Annotated in this window: 12 protein-coding genes; 3 read left to right on the plus strand and 9 right to left on the minus strand. The window is 69.5% G+C overall.

Annotated features, from left to right (window positions below):
• The 6 genes from B0W80_RS32005 to B0W80_RS32030 all read right to left on the minus strand — a co-directional run.
• Window positions 1-1,230: D-amino acid dehydrogenase (locus tag B0W80_RS32005; protein ID WP_077003189.1), on the minus strand; the 1,230-nt coding region annotated here is incomplete at its 3' end.
• A gap of 8 nt (window positions 1,231-1,238) precedes the next feature.
• Window positions 1,239-2,261, minus strand: coding sequence for a 2-dehydropantoate 2-reductase (locus tag B0W80_RS32010; RefSeq protein WP_256856746.1), 1,023 nt, complete (start codon window positions 2,259-2,261; stop codon window positions 1,239-1,241).
• A gap of 167 nt (window positions 2,262-2,428) precedes the next feature.
• Window positions 2,429-3,175 carry an ABC transporter substrate-binding protein gene (locus B0W80_RS32015; protein WP_077003190.1) on the minus strand — a complete coding sequence of 249 codons (747 nt, stop codon included), beginning with the start codon at window positions 3,173-3,175 and terminating at the stop codon, window positions 2,429-2,431.
• A 2-nt stretch (window positions 3,176-3,177) separates the two neighbouring features.
• The gene (gene alaS / locus B0W80_RS32020) at window positions 3,178-5,802 is read right to left on the minus strand and encodes an alanine--tRNA ligase (protein WP_077003191.1); all 2,625 of its coding nucleotides are present in this window, start codon (window positions 5,800-5,802) and stop codon (window positions 3,178-3,180) included.
• Between the two features lie 18 nt (window positions 5,803-5,820).
• The gene (locus B0W80_RS32025; protein WP_077003192.1) at window positions 5,821-6,246 is read right to left on the minus strand and encodes a type II toxin-antitoxin system VapC family toxin; all 426 of its coding nucleotides are present in this window, start codon (window positions 6,244-6,246) and stop codon (window positions 5,821-5,823) included.
• A complete protein-coding gene (locus B0W80_RS32030; RefSeq protein WP_077003193.1) occupies window positions 6,243-6,524 on the minus strand; it encodes a type II toxin-antitoxin system Phd/YefM family antitoxin in 282 nt (93 codons plus the stop codon). Before B0W80_RS32030 ends, B0W80_RS32025 begins: the two co-directional genes overlap by 4 nt.
• Window positions 6,525-6,592: 68 nt before the next feature.
• Between B0W80_RS32030 and B0W80_RS32035 the strand changes: the two genes are divergently transcribed.
• Complete coding sequence (locus B0W80_RS32035; protein ID WP_077003194.1) at window positions 6,593-6,982, plus strand: DUF2784 domain-containing protein; 390 nt, start codon at window positions 6,593-6,595, stop codon at window positions 6,980-6,982.
• A gap of 21 nt (window positions 6,983-7,003) precedes the next feature.
• On the opposite strand, the gene B0W80_RS32040 is transcribed toward B0W80_RS32035, so the two are convergent.
• Complete coding sequence (locus B0W80_RS32040; RefSeq protein WP_077003195.1) at window positions 7,004-8,932, minus strand: PhoX family phosphatase; 1,929 nt, start codon at window positions 8,930-8,932, stop codon at window positions 7,004-7,006.
• Window positions 8,933-9,081: 149 nt separating this feature from the next.
• On the opposite strand from B0W80_RS32040, the gene B0W80_RS32045 reads away from it, so the two are divergent.
• Together B0W80_RS32045 and B0W80_RS32050 are read left to right on the plus strand one after the other, a co-directional pair.
• Window positions 9,082-10,497, plus strand: a complete 1,416-nt coding sequence (locus tag B0W80_RS32045) for a DUF1800 family protein (protein ID WP_077003196.1) — start codon at window positions 9,082-9,084, stop codon at window positions 10,495-10,497.
• Between the two features lie 2 nt (window positions 10,498-10,499).
• Window positions 10,500-11,723: a DUF1501 domain-containing protein gene (locus B0W80_RS32050; protein WP_373039321.1), complete on the plus strand. Its 1,224-nt coding sequence runs from the start codon at window positions 10,500-10,502 to the stop codon at window positions 11,721-11,723.
• 16 nt (window positions 11,724-11,739) lie between these two features.
• Here the strand turns inward: B0W80_RS32050 and B0W80_RS32055 are convergent, their stop codons facing one another.
• Entirely contained in the window at window positions 11,740-13,185 is a 1,446-nt protein-coding gene (locus tag B0W80_RS32055) for an alpha/beta hydrolase (protein WP_077003198.1), read from the minus strand.
• Window positions 13,186-13,225: 40 nt separating this feature from the next.
• A partial coding sequence (locus tag B0W80_RS35255; RefSeq protein WP_143684872.1) for a CHAT domain-containing protein occupies window positions 13,226-15,046 on the minus strand: 1,821 nt, incomplete at its 5' end.

Below are 15,046 nucleotides of genomic sequence, written 5' to 3' on the forward strand. Positions count from 1 at the left end.
CCCCTCCATATCGATCTCGGGCGCCCGCCCCGCAATCAGGTCCGCCATCACCCGCCCCGTGCCGGCCGCCATGGTCCATCCGAGCGTGCCGTGGCCGGTGGCCAGCAGCAGGCGCGGGATCGGGGTGGCGCCCAGCAGCGGCGTGCCGTCGGGCGTCATGGGCCGCAGGCCGGTCCAGAACTCGGCGCCTTGCACGCTTCCGGCCTGGGGGAACAGGTCGGTGACCACGTGTTCGAGCGTGTCGCGCCGGCGGTCGTTGAGCTGCAGGTCGTAGCCCGACAGCTGCGCAGTGCCGCCGACGCGGATGCGGTCGCCCAGCCGCGTGACGGCGACCTTGAAGGTCTCGTCCATCACGGTGGACTCGGGCGCCATCGCGGCGTCGAAGATGGGCACGGTGATCGAGAAGCCCTTGACCGGATACACCGGCAGCCGGATACCCAGCGGCGCGAGCAGCCGCGGCGAATAGCTGCCGAGCGCCAGCACGTAGCGCTCGGCATGGAAGGGCCCGACGTTGGTGTGCACGGCCGTCACGCCCTGCGCGTCGCGCGCGATGTCGGTGATGTCGACGCCGAAGCGAAAGCGCGCGCCCTTCGCTTCGGCCAGGCGCGCCAGGGCCTGGGTGAACTTGAAGCAGTCGCCGGTTTCGTCGCCCGGCAGGCGCAGACCGCCGACGAACTTGTGGTGCACCACCGCCAGCGCGGGCTCGTACTGCACGCAGCCGATGCGGTCGAGCAACTGGTAAGGCACGCCGTGGGCCTTCAGCACCTCGATGTCCTTGGCGGCGCCGTCGAGCTGCTGCTGCGTGCGGAACAGCTGCAGCGTGCCGAGCGCGCGCTCGTCGTAGCGGATGCCGGTGTCGCGCCGCAGCTGCTGCAGGCAGTCGCGGCTGTATTCGGCCAGGCGCACCATGCGGCCCTTGTTGATCTCGTAGCGGGCCTGCGTGCAGTTGCGCAGCATGGCCAGGCCCCAGCGCCACATGGCGGGGTCGAGCATGGGGCGGATCACCAGCGGGCTGTGGCGCATCAGCAGCCACTTGATCGCCTTCATGGGCACGCCCGGACCGGCCCATGGCGCGGAGTAGCCCGGCGACACCTCGCCCGCGTTGGCGTAGCTGGTTTCCATGGCCGGGGCGTTTTGCCGCTCGAGCACGGTCACCTCGTGGCCGTCTCGCGCCAGGTAATAAGCCACCGTCGTCCCGATCACTCCGCTGCCCAGGACGAGTATCTGCATGCGGGGCCCTACTTGACGATTCCGAGCGCCGACTGCAGCTCGCGCGACGACAAGTGCTCCGGCTTCTTCGGCCAGGCTTCGATCAGCTCCATCATCCTGGCGCTGATGGGCGCACGGGCACCGTTCGATCGGGCCAGCCGCACGACTTCGCCGCACAGCGCGTCGATCTCGGTGGGCCGGCCCAGCGCCAGGTCGTCGGCCATGCTGGAGCGGGCCTGGGCATCGATGCGCAGCATGCGCGACGCCGCCAACCGGAAGAGCGGCGTGGGCAGGCGCAGGATCGACGGCACGCGGGCTGGCGGCACGGCCGCGAGCTGTGCCGGCTTGATGCGTGCCCAGGTGAGCGCCTCGAGCGCCTCGTCCATCAGCGCGGCCAGGCAGCGGCGGTACCCGCGGTCGAGCAGTTCCTCTCGCAGAGGCAGGCCCGACAACGCATTGACCGGATTGTTGAGGTTCAGCAGCAGCTTGCCCCACTGCACCGGCAACAGGTCGGGATGAAGGTCGATGCCCACGCCGGCCTGCTCGAAGACCGAAACCCAGCTGCGCAGCGAGCCGTCTTGCCGCGCGGCCAGCCGGCCCGAGGTGCCGCGATGGAAGTGGCCGGGCTCGACCTCGGCCACGTTGAAGGGAACCATGCCCGGAAACACGTGCAGCGTCGGCGCGGCCCGCGCCGCATGCAGCGCATTGGCGATGCCGTTCTGCAGCGACAGCACCGGCGTGCGCGACGGCAGTGCCGCATCGAGTTCGGCCGCGGCCTCGACGGTCGCGCCGCTCTTCACCGTGAGCAGCACCAGCGCGGGATGGATGCCCTCGGGCACGCGGTCGTACAGCTGCAGCATCGACGGCCGCAACCGGCGGTCGCCGCCGTCCAGGTCAGTGAGCACCATGCCGTGCTGGCCGATCGCGTCCAGCACGCGCGGCCGGCCGACGAAGGCCATTCGCACGCCCTCGGTGGCCAGGCATCCACCGATGTAGCAGCCGATGGTGCCGGCGCCCATCACCAAGATGTCGACGGGCGATGCCTCAGGCACGGGCAGTGCCTCCAGGGGCCGAAAGCCGGCAGGCCATATCGATGGTGTTCTTCAAAATCCTCATTCGTCCACGTCCCTCGTTTGCGGGCGACTATGACATGGACGAACGAGGCGAGGCTAGAGGCGCCGGCTGACAGCGCCTGACGGACGCGAGCGCCCCGAACCGCTCAGGCGCCGCGGGCCGGCGCTACCGCCGCACCCTGGATGCCGTGGCGCTTCAATGCATCCGCCACGAAGCCGCCGGCCTTCATCGACTCGACGAAATCGGCCAGCACGGCCTGCGCGGCATCGCCGCGGCTGGTCGGCGTGCCCATGGCCTGCTGGATGACCATGAAGCGGCCCGGCAGCAGGCGCAGGCCACCGATTCGCGCCGCATCGGCTTCGAGCTGCTGCTTGACGCCGGCCGCGACCTCGGCGTTCTCGGCGAGGAAGGTGTCGACCACGGCCGGCGAGCTCGGGGCGCGCAGGATCGTCGCGGCCTTGAGCTCGCGGGTCAGGTACAGGTCGTAGGCGCTGCCCTTGCCGACCATGACGCTGCGGCCGGCTCGATCGACCTCGGCGTTGTCTTTCAGCAGCGAGCCGTTGCGCACCAGGTAAGCGCCTTCGATCAGCACGTAGGGCGCGGTGAAGCGGATGCCCTCGCCGCGCAACGGGTCGATGGCGAAGAAGCCGATGTCGGCCTGCTCGGCCTTCACCGCATCGACCGACTTGCCCGCGGTGTCGAACACCACCAGCTCGACCTCGACGCCCAGGCGCTGCGCGAAGGCACGCGCCAGGTCGATGGACACGCCGGTCGGGTCGCCGCCGGCCGGGTCGCGGTTGGCCAGGATGGGGTTGCCGAGGTTGATGGAGGCGCGCAGCCGCCCGGTGGGCGTGAAGGCGGAGACGATGTCGGTCGGGATGGTGTCGTTCATGGTCAAACCCGCTCGGCCACCCACCCCTGCACCGAAGCCAGCGCCGCAGGCAGTGCCGCCGCATCGGTACCGCCGGCCATGGCCATGTCGGCCTTGCCGCCGCCCTTGCCACCCACCTGTTGCGCCACGAAGTTCACCAGCTCGCCGGCCTTGACCTTGCCCATGCTGTCGGCCGTGACACCGGCTGCCAGCTGAACCTTCGCGCCATCGACCGCCGCGAGCACGATGGCCGCGGTCTTGAGCTTGTCCTTGAGCTTGTCGAGCGTCTCGCGCAGCGTCTTGGCGTCGGCACCGTCGAGCTTGGCCGCCAGCACCTTGATGCCGCCGACCTCCACCGCCTGCGCCAGCAGCTCGTCGCCCTTGGACGAGGCCAGCTTGCCTTTCAGCGAACCGATCTCGCGCTCGAGCCCGCGCACCTGCTCGAGCAGCTGCGCCAGGCGCGGCTGCACCTCGGCGGTGGGTGTCTTGAGCGTCGCGGCAACGCTGTGGACCGTGGCTTCGAGTTCCTGCAGGTAGGCCAGCGCGTTGGCGCCCGTCACCGCCTCGATGCGGCGCACGCCGGCGGCGACGCCGCCTTCGCTCACGACTTTGAAGAGGCCGATGTCGCCGGTGCGCTGCACATGGGTGCCGCCGCACAGCTCGCGGCTGCTGCCGATGTCGAGCACGCGCACGGTTTCTCCGTACTTCTCGCCGAAGAGCATCACGGCACCGGTCTTCTGCGCCGACTCGATGTCCATCACCCGAGCCTGGGTGGCCTCGTTGGACAGGATCTCCGCATTCACGCGGCGTTCGATCTCGAGAATCTGCGCAGCCGTCACGGGCGCGTTGTGAACGAAGTCGAAGCGCGTCTTGTCGGCGTCGACCAGCGAGCCCTTCTGCTGCACGTGCTCGCCGAGCACTTCGCGCAAGGCCTTGTGCATCAAGTGCGTCACGCTGTGGTTGCGCATGGTGGCTGCGCGCAGCTGCGTGTCGACGCGGGCCATGACGGCATCGCCCACCTTCAGCGTGCCCTGCGTCTGCGTGCCGTGGTGGCCGTAAACGTCGGACTTGATCTTCTGCGTGTCGTCCACGCCGAACTGCACGCCTTCGGCCACCAGCACGCCCTGGTCGCCGACCTGGCCGCCGCTTTCGGCATAGAAAGGCGTGGTGTCCAGCACCACGATGCCCGGCTGGCCTTCCTTCAGCTCCTGCACCGGCGCGCCTTCGAAGTACAAGGCGGCCACGCGCGCTTCGCCTTCGCAGTTCGCGTAGCCGGTGAAGGTGTTGGACGAGCCGGAATAGTCGACGGCCCGGTCCATCTTGAACTTGCCCGCTGCACGGCCGGCCGCCTTCTGCTTTTCCATCGCGGCATCGAAGCCTGCGGCATCGACCTCGACGCCGCGTTCGCGGCACACGTCGGCCGACAGGTCGAGCGGAAAGCCGTAGGTGTCGTGCAGCTTGAAAGCCACGTCGCCCGGCAGCACCTTGGCGCCTCCGGCCAGCGCCGCGTCGAGGATTTCCATGCCGTTGGCGAGCGTCTCGAAGAAGCGCTCTTCCTCGGCCTTCAGCGTGTCGGTGATGCGCTTCTCGTCCGCCACCAGCTTGGGGTAGGCCTCGCCCATCAGCGCGACCAGGTCGGGCACCAGCTTGTGGAAGAAGGGCTTCTTCTGGCCCAGCTTGTAGCCGTGGCGGATGGCGCGGCGCACGATGCGGCGCTGCACGTAGCCGCGGCCTTCGTTCGACGGGATCACGCCGTCGGCCACCAGGAAGGACGTCGCGCGCGCATGGTCGGCGATCACCTTCAGCGAGGGGTTGGACAGGTCGTCGGTGCCGGTCGCGCGCGCGGCCGACTTGATCAGCCGATCGAAGATGTCGATCTCGTAGTTGCTGTGCACGTGCTGCAGGATCGCCGCCAGCCGCTCCAGGCCCATGCCGGTGTCGACGCAGGGTGCGGGCAGCTTGATCACGCTGCCGTCGGGCTGCATGTCGAACTGCATGAACACGTGGTTCCAGATCTCGATGAAGCGGTCGCCGTCTTCGTCGGGGCTGCCCGGCGGGCCGCCGGCGATGTGGGCGCCGTGGTCGTAGAAGATCTCGGAGCACGGGCCGCAAGGGCCGGTGTCGGCCATCATCCAGAAGTTGTCGGACTTGTAGCGGCCGCCCTTGTTGTCGCCGATGCGGATCACGCGTTCGGGCGGCAGGCCGATCTCCTTCGTCCAGATGTCGTAGGCCTCGTCGTCCTCTTGATACACCGTGGCCAGCAGGCGCTCGGGCGGCAGCTTGAACACGGTGGTGAGCAGCTCCCAGCCCCACTTGAGCGATTCACGCTTGAAGTAGTCGCCGAAGCTCCAGTTGCCCAGCATCTCGAAGAAGGTGTGGTGGCGCGCGGTGTAGCCCACGTTCTCCAGGTCGTTGTGCTTGCCGCCGGCGCGCAGGCAGGCCTGCACCGACGCGGCGCGCACGTAGGGGCGCTTGTCGCTGCCGAGGAACACGTCCTTGAACTGCACCATGCCGGAGTTCGTGAACATCAGCGTCGGGTCGTTGCCCGGCACCAGCGAGCTCGACGGCACCACGGTGTGGCCCTTGGAAGCGAAGAAATCGAGAAAGGACTTGCGGATGTCCGCGACGGTGATCGGGGGTGGGGTCATGTTGGAACGGCGAAGAAATCAGGAAAGCAACTGGAAACGCAGGCCGGCGAAGCGCTTGAAGTCTCGGTCGAAGGTGCCGACCTCGGCGTTGTGCTCGATGGCCAGGGCGGCGAGGTGGGCGTCGTTGGTGAGGTTGCCGCCCGTGCCGGCCGCCACCAGCAAGCGGCCAAGGATACCGGCGTGGCGCGGGCCGGGCTGAACTATTCGCACCTGCGGGTGGCTGATCCATTCGTCGACCAGGCCCATGGCCTGGTCCACCGGCAGCGGCCTCGCGAACAGCCCCGGCCGGGTGGCGATGCGGATGAAGCCCACCAGCGCCAGCCATGCCATGCCCAGGCCCTGCGGGTGTGCCACCGAAGCCTCCAGCCAGGCTCGGGCGGCCGGGTGGTGCGGGCTTTCCTCATGCACGGCGTTCACCAGCACGTTGACGTCGGGCAGTCTCATCGGCCGGCCCGCAGCTTCGCGATCGACTCCTGGTCCTCGACCTCGCCCGCCAGCTTGTTGAGTTGCGTCAGGTCGATGTCGGGATGGGGGCTGCCCATGCTGAAGGTGCGTTGCACGAAGGGCGACGGCGTCACGGCCGGCGCAACGACGGCATCGAGCGGCACGATCTTGGCGACCGGCTTGTTGTGCCGCATGATGATCACCTCCTCGCCCGCCTCGGCGCGTGCCACGTACTCGCTCAAATGGGTCTTGGCCTCGAACAGTCCGACGGCTTGCACGGCTCGCTCCCGAAAATTGGTTGAATCAACCAGATCGATCTTAGCAGCGCTCGAAGTCCCTTTTGCCCATGGGCCATGCCTTCCTCGCCGACGTCGTCTTGCTGCTCCACGGTCTCTTCATCGTCTTCGTGGTGGTCGGCGGCCTGCTCGTATGGCGCTGGCCGCTGGTCGCGGTGCTGCACCTGCCCGCGGTGGCGTGGGCGGCATGGATCTCCTGGAGCGGCGGCATCTGCCCGCTGACGCCGCTCGAGAACATGCTGCGCCGCTCGGCCGGGCAGTCGGGCTATGAAGGCGGCTTCGTCCAGCACTACCTGCTGCCGGCCATCTACCCGGAGGCGTTGACGCGCGACTGGCAGATGGGTGTCGGCGTGTTCGTGCTGCTGCTCAACCTGGCCGCGTACGGCCTGCTCTGGCGCCGCGGCATCCGGCGCCCCGCGCGGCGCCGCCCCCACGCATGACGGGGGGAGCGCCAGGCCGCGTCAGGTGCCGACCACGCCGCCGTCGTTGCGGGTGATGACCACCGTGGCCGAGCGCGGCCGGCCGGCGCCGTCGGGCCAGGTCGACACCGCCAAGGGGCGATCGGGATCGCTGCGCTCGTTGGCCGGCTCGCCCGGGTGCTGGATGTTGATGAAGAGCGTCCGCAGGTCCGGCGTTGTCGCGATGCCTGTCACCTCGCAGCCGGCCGGGCCGACCATGAAGCGGCGGATTTCGCCCTTCGTCGGGTCGCAGGCCAGCATCTGGTTGTTGGGCAGGTTGGTGTACTCGCCCTTGCCCAGGGTCGAGGTCGAGACGTCGGTCTGGATCCACAGCACGCCGCGGGCATCGACCATCAGCCCGTCGGGGCTGCCGAAGGTGTCGCCACGGATGTTGCCCTGCGCCTCGCTGCGGCTTTGCTTCGGGTCGCTGGCCAGCACCAGGTGGTTCCAGTCGAAGCGCGTGCCGTCCAGGTCGCCGTTCTCCTTCCAACGGATGATCTGGCCCATGGTGTTGTTGCCGCGCGGGTTGGCCGCGTCCATGAAGGGCTGGCCCGGCTGGCCGCGATTGCTGTTGTTGGTGAGCGTGCAGTAGACCCACTTGCTGATCGGGTCCACCGTGGTCCATTCGGGGCGGTCCATCTTCGTGGCGCCCAGCGCATCGCTGGCCTGGCGCGACTTGATCAGCACGTCGCCCTGGTTCGCGAAGCCCTTGTCGGCGGTCAGCGGCCCCTGGCCCTGTTGCAGTGGCAGCCATTCGCCGGTGCCGTCGACGTCGAAGCGCGCGACGAAGAGCGTGCCGTGGTCCAGCAGCTCGCGGTTGGCCGCGAAGCCGCCGGGCTTCATGCGGTCGCGGCTGACGAACTTGTAGATGTATTCGAAGCGCGCGTCCTCGCCCATGTAGACGACCGCCCGGCCGTCGGCGGTGAGCGCGGTCGCCGCGCCTTCGTGCGCGGCGCGGCCCAGGGCGCTTCGCTTGATCGGCATGGACTGCGGATCCTGCGGGTCGATCTCGACCACCCAGCCGTAGCGGTTCGATTCGTTGGGGTGCTTGGCGACGTCGAAGCGTTCCTCGTGCTCGTGCCAGCGGTACTTGGCGCCGTTGCCCTTGCGCACGCCCCAGCGGCGCTGGTGGGCGTCGGGGTTGTCGGTGCCTTCGAAGTAATCGGCGAAGTTCTCTTCGCAGGTCAGGTAGGTGCCCCAGGGCGTGGGGCCGCTGGCGCAGTTGCTGAAGGTGCCGAGGATGCGGGTGCCGCCGGGGTCGCCGCCCGTGCGCAGCATCGGGTGGCCGGCTGCCGGGCCGCTGATGGCCATGGGGGTGAGCGCGGTGATGCGCCGCGCGAAGGTCGAGGGCAGCACCTGCTTCCAGCCGCCGCCGCGCTCGATCTCGATGACCGACACGCCGTGCGCCTGCATCGACTTGCGCACCTTGTCGGCGGTCCAGGTCTTCATGCCGTCGGGGTGCAGCAGGCCGTCGTCGACGTACTCGTGGTTCATCACCAGCAGGCCGCGCTGCGACGACCCGTCGATGGGAAAGAAGGCCATGCCGTCGTGGTGCATGCCGGCCTGCAGCGCCTGATCTTCCGCGCTGTTGCCGCCGTCCCCGCGAAAAGCCGGCATGCGGCCGGCGACGCCCACCGGGTCGCCCCAGCGGTACAGCACCTGCGCGGCGTATCCCTCGGGCACCACCACGCGATCGCCCGGCGCCATCGGCACACCCTTGAAGCCGATGCCCCGGCCCAGCGATGCGACACCGCTCGCGCCGGTGGCGGCGCAGCCGGCGAGCGCGCCGGCGCCCAGCGGACCGAACAGGCCGGCCACCGCAGCAGCCAGGCCGCCGCGCACGAGCACCCGGCGAGCGGGGTCCGACACCTCGTGAAAGCTCGGGTTGGTACTCCGGTTGGAGTCCTCCATCAGATCGAAGTCTTTGGCCATTGCCTTGTTGTGTATCGAGTGGGGAGAGCCCGACATCGTCGTCCCGCCGCGTGAAGCGCCCGTGACAGGCGGCCCGCCCGGTGCAAGTAAAGCCGATGACGCGCGGCGGCGCCTGCGGTACAACGGGCCCTGTCGCCAAGGGAGATTCGATGAACCCCGATGCCATCGCCCTCAACCGCTTCGGCCTGGGCGCCCGCCCCGACGATCCGATGCCGCGCAACCCGCGCCGCTGGCTGCTGGACCAGTTCGAGCACTACCAGGCCCTGCCGCCGGCCTGGTCGGGCCAGCAGGACACCGGCAGCCGACTGGCCGACTACCAGCAGCGCCAGCGCGCCATCGCCGGTGCTGCCGACGAAGACCGGCAGGCCGCTCGCCAGTCGCTGCGCCGCGATGCGCGGGCCGGCTACCTCGCTGCCGTCGACGCGCGGCTGGCCAGCGCCCTCGACACGCCCACCCCTTTCGTCGAACGGCTGGTTCATTTCTGGGCCAACCACTTCGCGATCTCGGTCGAGAAGCCGCTGGTGCTCGGCATGGCCGGCAGCTACGAGGCTCAGGCCATCCGGCCGCACGTGCTCGGCCGCTTCGACACGTTGCTCGCCGCAGCCGTGCGCCACCCCGCGATGCTGGTGTACCTGGACCAGCCGCAGTCGATCGGCCCCGGCAGCCCGGCCGCGCTGCGGCTGGCGGAGCGCTCGCCAGAGCGCCGCCGTGGCCTCAACGAAAACCTGGCGCGCGAGATCCTGGAGCTGCACACGCTGGGCGTGCGCAGCGGCTACACGCAGGACGACGTGACCGAGTTCGCACGCGCGCTCACGGGCTGGAGCCTGGCCGCCGACACCGCGCAGCCCGGAGCACAGACTGTCCCGCAACCCGCCGCGATGGCTGTCGGCGCTGCCGAGCCCGGTGGCTTCCGCTTCCGCCCTGCCCTGCACGAACCCGGCGCGCGCACGGTGCTCGGCCGGCGGTACGACCAGCCTGCCGATCAACAGGCCGGGGCCATCCTGGCCGACCTGGCCGTGGCGCCCGCCACCGCACGCCACATCGCGACCAAGCTCGCGCGGCACTTCGTCGCCGACGACCCGCCGCCCGGCTTGATCGACCGGCTCGCTGCCGCCTTCCAGCGCAGCGGCGGCGACCTGCCGACGGTGTACCGCGTGCTCGTCGACGCGCCCGAATGCTGGGCCGACAGCAGCGCCAAGTTCAAGACGCCGTGGGACTGGGTCGTGTCGTCGATGCGGGCGCTGGGCCGCCGCGAGCCGAGGGCGACGCAGGCCGCGCCGCTGCTCGGCCAGCTCGGGCAGCCGGTATGGCGCCCCGGCTCGCCGGCCGGCTACGACGACATCGCCGGCACCTGGGCCGCACCCGATGCGCTGGTGCGGCGCGTCGAGCTGGCCCAGCGCCTCGCCGCGCAGTCGGGCAATGCGATCGATCCACGCGAACTCGCGCCGCGCCTGCTGCCCGGCGACGCGCTGGGCGACGCCACGCGGCTCGCCGTCGCGCGTGCCGAGAGCGCCGGCACCGGGCTGGCCCTGCTGCTCGTGTCGCCCGAATTCATGAGGAGATGACCATGATCATGAACATGACCGGCGCGGGTCGCGCGCTTCATCGCCGCGCCTTCCTGCACGCAGCCGGCGCTGCCGGCTTGGTGCTGGCGGCGCCGAAGCTCTCGTTGGCACAGGCCGCGACCGAACGCCGTTTCGTCTTCATCATCCAGCGCGGTGCGGCGGATGGCCTGGCCATTCTCGCGCCGTACGCCGACCCGGACTATGCGCGCCTGCGCGGCGCGCTGGCAGACGAGGCCGCGAGCGGGCCGCATCTGGACGGCAGCTTCGCCCTGCACCCCGCGCTGACCGAAACCGCCAGGCTGCACGCCACCAAGGAAGCGCTGTTCTTCCACGCCGTCGCCTCACCCTATCGCGACCGTTCGCACTTCGACGGGCAGAACGTGCTTGAGACAGGCGGCCTGTCGCCCTACCAGCTCAAGGACGGGTGGCTCAACCGGCTGGTCGCGCAGTTGCCGCGCCACCGCCGCGACGAGGCGATCGCCTTCGCCCCCACCGTGCCGATGGCGTTGCGCGGCAAGGTCGACGTGGCCTCCTACGCGCCTTCCGCCCTGCCCCAGGCCAGCGACGACCTGATGCTGCGCGTGGCGCAGCTCTACGAGCGCGACGCCCAATTGCATGCGCTGTGGACCTCGGCCATGGACACCCGCGGCATCGCGATGGACGGCGCCGACGTCCGCATGAAAGGCGCCGCCGCGCAGCGCCAGGACGGCGCGGCACTGGGGCGGCTCGCCGGCAGCTTCCTCGTTCGCGCCGATGGCCCGCGCATCGCGATGATCGAGACCGGCGGCTGGGACACGCACAGCGCGCAGAACGCCAGGCTCTCTGCGCAGTTGCGCAACCTCGATGCGCTGATCGCGGCCTTGCGCGAGACGCTGGGTTCCGCTTGGCAACAGACCGTCGTGCTGGTCGCCACCGAGTTCGGCCGCACCGCGGCAGCCAACGGCACCGGCGGCACCGACCACGGCACCGGCGCGCTCGCCATGTTGATGGGCGGTGCCGTGCAGGGCGGCCGCGTGCTGGCCGACTGGCCGGGCCTGCGCACATCCGACCTGCACGAAGCGCGCGATCTGCGACCCACGATGCGGCTGGACGCCGTGATCGCCGCGGCGGCTGGCGAGAGCTTCGGCATCGAGCCGCAGCGCCTGGAGCGCAGCTTGTTCCCGACAGGCGCGGCAAGCGGCGTGGGGTCCGGTTCGCGCGGGATGCCGCGGCTGCTGCGCGGCTAGCTCGCAAGCATCATCGCTAAAGCAAGCGCGCCAGGTTCACCTCCGGCATCGCGCCCGCCGCCAGCCGCTTCTCGATGTCGGCCCTGAACTGCGGCGTCGGGTGCTCGTAGTCGGGCAGGTCGCGGAACAACCCGGCCTGCGCGCTGCCGTCCAGCACCGGCGTCTGGCTGGTCGTGTCGGCTGCCGACAGGTGCGCGCCGAGTGCGCCCTTGGGAGTGGTCGGCAGCTTGAGCTTGCCGCCCTCCAGCCAGGCCAGCACGTCGGCCTGCACGGCCGGGATGCCGGTCAGGCCGCCATGCACGCCGTTGACGTAGCGGATCGTCACGTCTTCGAGCTGGGCAGAAGCCAGAGGCACGCGGCCGTCGCCGTCGTAGTCGAGGCTGCCGGGCACGCGCTTGCAGTGCTTGCGGGTGCGCTCCCACAGGCCCCAGAACTGCTCGTCGAACTCCATGCGGAACAGGCCCTCCTGGCCGACGCCGGCGATCATCAGCATGCGTTCCTTGTGGGTCTGCAACAGCTCGTCGTTGTGCCACCGGTACAAGTCACGGTGAAACTGCGCGGCCTCGTCGAGCACCGACTGAAGCTGCGATGTCTGCTTGGCATCCAGGTCAAGTTTCCACGCCGTCGCGTCGTACATGTCGAAGTTGGCACAGGGATGGTCTTCGGGCTTCACGCCTTCGCCCCGCGTGCCCGGATAGACGCCGACCGGTGCGGGCAGCAGGCTCAGCACGCCGGGCAAACTGCGAAAGGTCTCGCGGCTCAGGAACATGCCGACCACCGCCAGCGCCTCGAAGCCCCACAGGTGGTTCTTGAGGTAGCCCGCGATCGATGGCGACCCGTAGTGCGGCGTGCCGACGAAGACCACCTTTTCGATCTTGGGCCAGAGCTCGTCGCCGTGCAGCATCAGCGCGCTGCGAACCATGAGCCCGCCCATGCTGTGGGCGACCAGGTGCACCTTTTTTCCGGTTTGCTTGTGGCAATCGAGTACCGCATCGCGCAGCGCCGCCGCCGAGTGCGCGAAGGACTTCCGCCAGTCATACGGAAACTCCTGGCTGCCGCCGAAACTGGCCGATGCGGCGATGGCGCGGCGCAGGCTCACGTACTGCACGTCGATGCCGCTGGCGCGGATGTCGGCGTCCGCGTCGGCATCGTTCGTGCCCCCCGGCGCCAGCGCCAGGCCATTGAGCTTGTCGCGGGCGAACATCATGTCGAGCCACCAGACGCCGCCCAGGCCCTTGCTGTGCAGGGTGCTGCCCATCACGCCTGGGGCGAAGATCACGTTCTTGGGCATTCCGGCCGCGAGGTCGGCCACGGCGTGCAGGCCCGCATGGGCGCGCAGCTCGGCGTAGGCCGCTGCGCCCATCCAGGACTCGACCGCTTTCTCGATGGCGGGCTGCTGGCGCAACAACTCGTCGCGCGCGTCGCCGTCGGCCAGGAGGAAGGTCTGCAATTCGTCGTTCATTTCATCTCCGACGTGGAAGTTGAGATCGCCATCGCTGCCCTCATTGCCTGAGCGCGACCACTTCCTCGTGCGAGGCGAAGTACAGGTCGTACTGGTTGACGAGGCTGTAGAACAGCCCGCCCATGTTGCGGTACTGCGTCCACAGGAACATCCGCGCCTGCACCAGCGCCTCGCCGGCCGACATCGGCTTGGCGTCGAAGCGGCGGTAGAAGAACTGGAAGAAGAGCCAGGCGAAGCGGCTCGCCAGTTGCACCGGCACCCGTGTCTCGGTGCCGACGAAGGCGCGCACGCCGCGGTCGAAGAAGATGCTTTCGAGCACGCCGGCCGTGAACGGATCGGCCTCCGCCGTGCCACAGGCATTGGCGAAGAGCAGCGGCGTGTCGAGCAGCTTCCGCGCGGACAGCTCGTCCTGCGACAGCACGTCGGCCGGCTGCGCCGAATCGCCGAAGCGCAGGCTGACGTCGTTGTCGTTCTGCGCGCCATAGTGGCAGAAGAGATAGATCACGCCGACCGGCGCCGGCACCGGCTCGTCGATGGCCGATACCACCTGCCCCTTGCGATCGGCCTGCGCGGCATCCGGCAGCACCTTCTGGCCCCAGCCGGCGAACTCCTGCGACTGCCACCGCGCCTCGATCCCGACCTCGTCCTTGGGCTTGTCGCCCCAGTAGAGAATGTTCATCGACTGCGCGGGCTTGGCACCCACCAGCGCCCGCGAGGGATTGCGCCCCGACCATGCCTGGCTGCCCACGCGCAGCCGCAGCCCGAAGAAGGCCTCGGGATCGACCGGCTCCTTGCCGGTCACGTCGACCAGCTTTCCGTACATCAGCGCCCAGGGCACGTGCGGCACCATGCCGGCGCCGGACTTCTCGGTCCACTGAAAGTCGACCCGGCTGCCGGCCGGCAGTTCGTCCAGCATGGTCCGCAGCGCAGTCCCTTCGGGGAAGCACGTGTTGTACAGCCGGTAGCCCGCTTGCGCGAACGCACGCATCTCCTTGCTTCGAAGAACGTCGTCGTACGCGTCGCGATGGGCCGCGTCGGCGAGCTCCGGCAGTTGCCAGCCGTTGCCGCCCCCGTCGTCCAGCACGCCCGCGTGCGAAGGCAAGCGCTGCTTCATGTCGTCGACGTCGATCGCGTTGAAGTACGCGCTCCAGTTCTCTCGCAGCAAGTCGAGTTTGGCGCGAACCGTGTCGATCGGGTTCGCGAGCTGCGCCACCGTGACTGGCCAGTCGATGGTGTCGCTGTAGTCCTTGACCTCGGCGCCGCGCAGCATCGTGATGTGCGCACTGCCCTTCCAGACGATCACCTGCGCATGCACGGGTGGCGTGGTCCATTCGTGGGTCGTGTGGAGCAAGGTGTGGCCTGCCGCCGTGCAGATGTCGTCCTGCACCTTCGCCGGCTCGGCCAGATCGACCGTGAGCTGCCGGTAAAGGTCCAACACGCCGTTGCCGCGCGCGGCGTAGATGTCGACCTTGACCGTGCCCAGCGCGGCCCCCGTGCGGATGCCCAGTTCCTCGACCTGGCTTTCGCCCTCGCCCGGCACCTTCAAGTCGAAGCTGGCCAGCCAGAAGCGGCCCTTCTTCTCGACCTTGCAGCTCGACAGCGCAGGCAGGAATTCGACATCCGCCGCCGTCACGAACCAGCGCGTCTGCATGCCCTGCGGCGGCACGTCGCCTACCGACACGTTGCCGCTCAAGAGGCTCTTCTTGCCGGCCAATGACACACCGAGCCGCAACACGTAGTCGCTGCCCCGCTGAAGGCTTCCGACCTCGACGCCGGCACGCGGCGCCGCGGCGGCACCGACCAGCGGCTCGTGCGCCGTCACGCTGAAGTCGCGGCGTGGCGGGGCCGCGGCGGGTTGCGG

Source organism: Variovorax sp. KK3, assembly GCF_001984055.1.
Lineage (GTDB): Bacteria > Pseudomonadota > Gammaproteobacteria > Burkholderiales > Burkholderiaceae_C > Variovorax.